Annotated in this window: 5 protein-coding genes and 1 pseudogene; all 6 read right to left on the bottom strand. The window is 73.0% G+C overall.

What is annotated here, in order from left to right; genetic code table 11:
* Window positions 1-150: 150 nt before the first annotated feature.
* Complete coding sequence (locus ABD308_RS36485; RefSeq protein ID WP_344344524.1) at window positions 151-1,146, bottom strand: TIGR03571 family LLM class oxidoreductase; 996 nt, start codon at window positions 1,144-1,146, stop codon at window positions 151-153.
* A gap of 105 nt (window positions 1,147-1,251) precedes the next feature.
* Window positions 1,252-2,082 (bottom strand): aldo/keto reductase, encoded by an 831-nt coding sequence (locus tag ABD308_RS36490; protein ID WP_344344526.1) that lies wholly within the window; start codon window positions 2,080-2,082, stop codon window positions 1,252-1,254.
* A 15-nt stretch (window positions 2,083-2,097) separates the two neighbouring features.
* On the bottom strand, window positions 2,098-2,445 hold the full coding sequence (locus ABD308_RS36495) for a nuclear transport factor 2 family protein (protein WP_344344528.1): 348 nt from the start codon (window positions 2,443-2,445) through the stop codon (window positions 2,098-2,100).
* A complete protein-coding gene (locus tag ABD308_RS36500; protein WP_344344530.1) occupies window positions 2,442-2,864 on the bottom strand; it encodes a GlcG/HbpS family heme-binding protein in 423 nt (140 codons plus the stop codon). The genes ABD308_RS36495 and ABD308_RS36500 overlap by 4 nt, the downstream gene beginning before the upstream one ends.
* Window positions 2,865-2,908: 44 nt before the next feature.
* A complete protein-coding gene (locus ABD308_RS36505; RefSeq protein ID WP_344344532.1) occupies window positions 2,909-4,108 on the bottom strand; it encodes an MFS transporter in 1,200 nt (399 codons plus the stop codon).
* Window positions 4,109-4,329: 221 nt separating this feature from the next.
* A pseudogene (locus tag ABD308_RS36510) lies at window positions 4,330-4,573 on the bottom strand (MarR family transcriptional regulator); the annotation flags it as partial.

Consider the following 4,573-nt stretch of genomic DNA (forward strand, 5'->3'; position numbering starts at 1 on the left):
GGGCGGTGCCGAAGCCGAGCTGGCCGGGAAGGATGTTCTTCAGGGACATGACAGTTCCTCCGCGAGGAGTGAAGGGTGGGTGAAGGGGTTCGGGGTTCCCACTAGATGCGGAAGCTCCTTATATGCACCAACAATAGTTGCATGCGCGGGTTAATGCAAGGCCTCGGGCGTCGGAAAGTGCGGCAGCACGTGCTCGGCGAGCTCGTGCAGCAGCTCCTCGACCGGCCGGTCGTTGGGGCGCAGGTTGAACGAGACATGGGCGACGCCGAGCCCGGCCATCGTCTTCAGGTGCTCCACCAGGGCGTGGCGACCGGTGCTCAGGCCCAGCCGGATGGGGCTGGCCGGGGCGTCCGGGTCCTCCTGGAGGGTGAGGACCATGGGCGTCAGGTACGGCTTGCCGCCGCCGGTCAGCGCCTGCCACTCCCGCGTCCTGATCCGCAGCGCGCCCAGGTCGCGCGGGTAGTTGAGGGAGGCGTCGACGTTCTCGGCGATCCAGTCCGGGCTCTGCTGCGCGCCGCCGGCCACGGCGATCGGGATCCCGGACGGGTGCGCCGGCCGCGGTAGCACCTCCAGCTGCCGGTCCGCGCCGAGGCCGACCCCGGGCAGCTCCAGCGGCCCGCCGCGCCAGGCCGCCCGCAGGGTCGCGACGCCCTCACGGAACGCCGTGCCGCGGGACTGGAAGTCGCGGCGGAACAGCGGGTACTCCACCGGGCGGTCGCCGCTGGCCAGACCGAGCATCATCCGCCCGCCGGACAGCACGTCGACGGTGGCGGCGGCCTTGGCGACGAGCAGCGGCTCGCGCAGCGGCAGCACGACCGCGGCGGTGCCGAGGACGACGTTCTCGGTCACGGCGGCGAGGTGGCCGAGGTGGGTGAAGGTCTCGAAGACGGTGCCGGCGTCGCCGAACTGGAGCGGGTCGTAGAGCGGGACGTCGCGCAGCCACAGGGCGGCGAAGCCGAGCCGGTCGGCCAGCCGCGCGCGCTCGGTGTGCGCCGTGAGGTCGGGGACGCCGAAGGGCCGGCCGGCCGCGCGGTCGGCGCGCCCGCGCTCGGGGCCCCAGTCGTTGTCGAGGGGCAGTTCGAGGCCCAGGGTGAGCCGGCCGTCGCCGGGGGCGAGACGGGCGAGGGCGGGGTGGGCGGAGGTCATGAGGGATCCTTCCGGGGCCCGGGCCCGGGGCCGGGGGCCGGGGGGCGAGGGCCTCGGGCCGAGGGCCGGGGGCCGTGCGGAACGGGTGCGGGGGCGTCGGGAGGATCAGTTGAACTGGTCCGGGTGCGGGCCGGTGCGCAGGCCGCGGTCGGTCGCGGCGATCGCGGTCATGTCCTCGCCGGTCAGCTCGAAGTCGAAGACGTCGAGGTTCTGGCGGATCCGGGCCGGGGTGACGGACTTGGGGATCACGACGTTGCCCAGCTGGAGGTGCCAGCGCAGCACCACCTGGGCCGGGGACTTGCCGGTGCGCTCGGCGATCGCGGTGACCGCCGGGTCGTCGAGGACGGCGCCCTGGGCGAGCGGGCTCCACGCCTCGGTGGCGATGCCGTGCTCGGCGTGGAAGGCGCGCAGCTCGGCCTGCTGCAGGCCGGGGTGCAGCTCGACCTGGTTGACGGCCGGCACGAGCTCGCTGTTGTCCAGCAGGCGCCGCAGGTGGGCGGGCTGGAAGTTGGAGACGCCGGCGGCGCGGATCCGGCCCTCGGCGGCGAGGCGCTCGATGGCCCGCCAGGAGTCGAGGTACAGGTCCCGGGCCGGGGTGGGCCAGTGGATCAGGTAGAGGTCCAGGGTCTCCAGGCCCAGCTTGGCGAGGCTGGTGTCGAAGGCGCGCAGGGTCTCGTCGTAGCCCTGGTCGGCGTTCCACAGCTTGGTGGTGATGAACAGGTCCTCGCGCGGCACGCCGCCCTCGGCGAGGGCCCGGCCGACGCCGGCCTCGTTGCCGTAGATCGCGGCGGTGTCGATGCTGCGGTAGCCGGCCTCCAGGGCCGAGGCGACGGCGGCGGTGGTCTGGTCGTCGGGGACCTGGAAGACGCCGAAGCCGAGCTGGGGGATCTCGACGCCGTTGTTGAGCTTCACGGTGGGGACGGTGGGGGTGCTCATGGTGGTACCGGCCTTTCAGTTGGTGCGGTTGGTGAGGGTGTAGCGGACGGTCTGGGCACTGATGAGGCCGTCGCGGAAGACGAAGGTGTCGGTGCCGTCGGCGACCCGGTGGGTCGCGGTGGCGGCCGTCCAGCGGAGGAAGAGGATCTCGCCGGCGAACCGCGGGGTCAGTGACCACTCCGCCCGCGGCAGGTCGGCCAGCAGCCGGCCGATCACCCGCCGGACCCCGTCGTGGCCCCGGAACTCGCCGTCGGGGGTGATGAGGACGGCGTCCTCGGTGTAGTTCCCGGCGATGTGGTCGAGGTCCCCGGTGCCCAGGCGCCCGCCGTGGTCGGCGAAGACCTCGCGCGGGGTGCGGCTCATCGGGCCAGTTCCTGGAGGGCGGCGGTGGCGAAGGAGTGGTCCTGCTCCGGGGCGCCGCCGCCGAGGCCGATGGCGCCGACGAGGCGGCCGTCGCGGTGGACCGGGATGCCGCCGGCGATGAACAGCAGCGGCCGGTCGAGGGCGGTCGGCAGCGAGTGGAACGGGCCGTCGGGCTTGACCAGGTCGACCAGGTCGGCGGTCGGGGCGTTCAGCTGCAGCGCGGTGTACGCCTTGCGGGTGCTGGTCTCGCCGGAGATGAGGACGGCCCGGTCGTCGCGGCGGAAGGCGAGCAGGTGGCCCCCGGCGTCGAGGACGGTGACGCTGACCGGGACCCCGGCCGCCTCGGCGGCGGCGCGGGCGGCGGAGATCAGGGTCTCGGCGTCGGCGGTGGTCAGCGGGGTGACGGCGGTGGTGCTCATGGTGCTGGTTCTCCTGAGGTGAGGGGGAGCCGGAGGGAGGGAGGTCAGTGGTGGGCGGCGACCGCGGTGGCGACGGGGCCGGCGGTGGTCGCGGTGGCCGGGGCGCGGCGCTCCAGGGCGGCGGACCAGAAGGCGAGGCCGAGGGCCGCGGCGGCGAGGACGGCACCGACCCAGTTGGGCGAGGTGTAGCCGAGGCCGGCGGAGATGACCATGCCGCCGAGCCAGGCGGCGAGCGCGTTGCCGAGGTTGAAGGCGCCGATGTTCACGGCGGAGGCCAGGGTGGGCGCCCCGTGCGCCTGGTCCAGCACCCGCTTCTGCAGCGGCGGGACGGTCGCGAAGCCGAGCGCCCCGACGAGCACGATGGTGATGGCGGCGAGCACCTTGTTGTGCGCGGTGAAGGTGAACAGGGCGAGCACGACGGCGAGGCCGCCCAGGGTGGTGTAGAGCATCGGCATCAGCCGGCGGTCGGCGTACTTGCCGCCGAGCAGGTTGCCGAGGAACATCCCGATGCCGAAGAGGACCAGCAGCCAGGTGACCGCGCCGTCCGAGTAGCCCGCCACGTTGGTCATCATCGGGGCGATGTAGGTGATCGCGGCGAAGACACCACCGAAACCGAGCACGGTCATCGCCATGGCGAGCAGGACCTGCGGGTTGCGGAAGGCGGTCAGCTCGCGGCGCAGGTGGGCTCCCTCGGGCCGGGGCGTGGCGGGGACCAGCTTGGCGATGCCGAGCAGGCCGACGACGCCGAGCACGGCGACGATGGCGAAGGTGGTGCGCCAGCCGACGGCCTGCCCGATGTAGGTGCCGAGCGGCACGCCGACGATGTTGGCGACGGTGAGGCCGGTGAACATGGTGGCGATGGCGCCGGCCTTCTTGTCCGGGGCGACCAGTTCGGCGGCGACGACGGAGCCGATGCCGAAGAACGCGCCGTGGGCGAGCGAGGCGACCACGCGGCCGGTGAGCATCACGCCGAACGAGGGGGCGAGGGCCGAGACCAGGTTGCCGAGCACGAACAGGCCCATCAGCAGCATCAGCATCCGCTTGCGGCTGACCTTGGTGCCGAGCACGGTCAGCAGCGGAGCGCCGAGGACCACGCCGAGCGCGTAGCCGGTGACCAGCAGGCCCGCGGTGGGGATGGAGACGCCGTAGTCGGCGGCGATCTCGGGCAGCAGGCCCATGATCACGAATTCGGTGGTGCCGATGCCGAAGGCGCCGACGGCCAGAGCGAGCAGTGCGAGAGGCATTGGGCCCGACCCTTCTGTGATTGCTTGAGTGAGCTCCTTGCGTGTCTCCACAATAGTTGCAGGCGCGCTATAAGTGCAAGCGCTGGCTGTGGTCGTTCTCTGGATGTCGGCGGTCACATGGTGAGGAGCGGGTGGTGTGAAGGGGCCCGGGCATGCGAAAACCGGCCCCGGCGAGGTGCCGGGGCCGGTTTGCGGGAGGTCTGCGGGCCGGGTGGGAGGGCCTAGCCGAGGCGCGCCGGGGTCGGCACGGCCTCGACGGCCTCGACCAGCGAGGCCAGCTCGGGATTGCGCGCGGCCTCGTCGAGTGCCTCGCGGAGCGCGGCGTCATTGGTCGGCCGGGCCTCCTCCAGCAGCTTCAGCCCCTCCACGCTGACATTGGTGTAGATGCCGCGGCGGTCGGTGGGGCACAGGTAGCGCAGCAGCAGTCCGCGGTCCTCCAGCCGGGTGACCAGTCGCGTCGTCGCG

The sequence above is a fragment of the Kitasatospora putterlickiae genome, assembly GCF_039527695.1.
GTDB lineage: Bacteria > Actinomycetota > Actinomycetes > Streptomycetales > Streptomycetaceae > Kitasatospora > Kitasatospora putterlickiae.